At 49.6% G+C, this 1,074-nt stretch carries 1 protein-coding gene; it reads right to left on the bottom strand.

Annotation, left to right across the window (positions count from 1 at the left end; all coding sequences use genetic code 11):
* A partial coding sequence (guaB, locus tag R8O10_RS23955) for an IMP dehydrogenase (protein ID WP_318191792.1) occupies window positions 1-1,072 on the bottom strand: 1,072 nt, incomplete at its 3' end.
* Window positions 1,073-1,074 lie beyond the last annotated feature (2 nt).

The following is a 1,074-nucleotide window of genomic DNA, read 5'->3' as shown; positions in this document are numbered from 1 at the left end:
CTGCAAACATAGAACCCACCATCACACATGATGCGCCTGCTACGATTGCTTTACAGATATCACCAGAGAAACGGATACCGCCGTCAGCAATCACTGGGATACCGTATTCGTTAGCCACTTCAGCCGCGTCAGCGATTGCAGTGATTTGAGGAACACCAACACCCGTTACGATGCGAGTCGTACAGATAGAACCTGGGCCAATACCGACTTTCACTGCGCTTACGCCAGCTTCGATCAGTGCTTTCGCGCCAGCACCTGTTGCGACGTTACCGCCGATGATGTCTAGATCTGGGTACGCAGCACGAGTGTCACGAATACGTTGTAGAACGCCTTCTGAATGACCGTGAGAAGAGTCGATAAGTAGTACGTCAACGCCCGCTTCTACAAGTGCAGCAACACGTTCTTCGTTACCCGCACCAGCACCAACAGCAGCGCCAACACGTAGACGACCGCGCTCATCTTTACATGCATTTGGTTTACGTTCTGCTTTATGGAAGTCTTTAGCAGTGATCATACCGGTTAGTTTGAACTCATCGTTCACTACCAGTACTTTTTCAACGCGTGCTTCATGCATTTTCTCTTGAACTTCTTCACGAGTTGCACCTTCTTTTACAGAAGCTAGACGCTCTTTAGGCGTCATTACCGCAGACACTTTCTTAGATAGGTCAGTCACAAAGCGTACGTCACGACCAGTGATGATACCCACTAGCTCGTTGTGCTCTGTTACTACAGGGAAACCTGCAAAACCGTGCTTTTCCGTCAGAGCGACTACATCGGCGATGGTTGCATCAGGATTCACAGTCACAGGGTCTGTTACCACACCAGCTTCGAACTTCTTAACTTTACGAACTTCTGCCGCTTGCTGCTCAATAGACATGTTCTTGTGGATAAAGCCAATGCCACCTTCCTGCGCAAGAGCGATAGCTAGACGGGCTTCCGTCACGGTGTCCATCGACGCAGAAATCATAGGGATGTTCAGACTGATGTTTTTCGTCAACTGAGTGCGAAGATCAGCTGTGTTTGGGAGAACGGTGGAGTGTGCTGGCACAAGTAGTACGTCATCGAATGTCAGCG

The organism is Vibrio sp. 1727 (assembly GCF_033344415.1).
Lineage (GTDB): Bacteria > Pseudomonadota > Gammaproteobacteria > Enterobacterales > Vibrionaceae > Vibrio > Vibrio alginolyticus.
The sequence above is the reverse complement of the archived record's forward strand: the minus strand, read 5'-3'. Positions and strand labels throughout refer to the sequence as shown.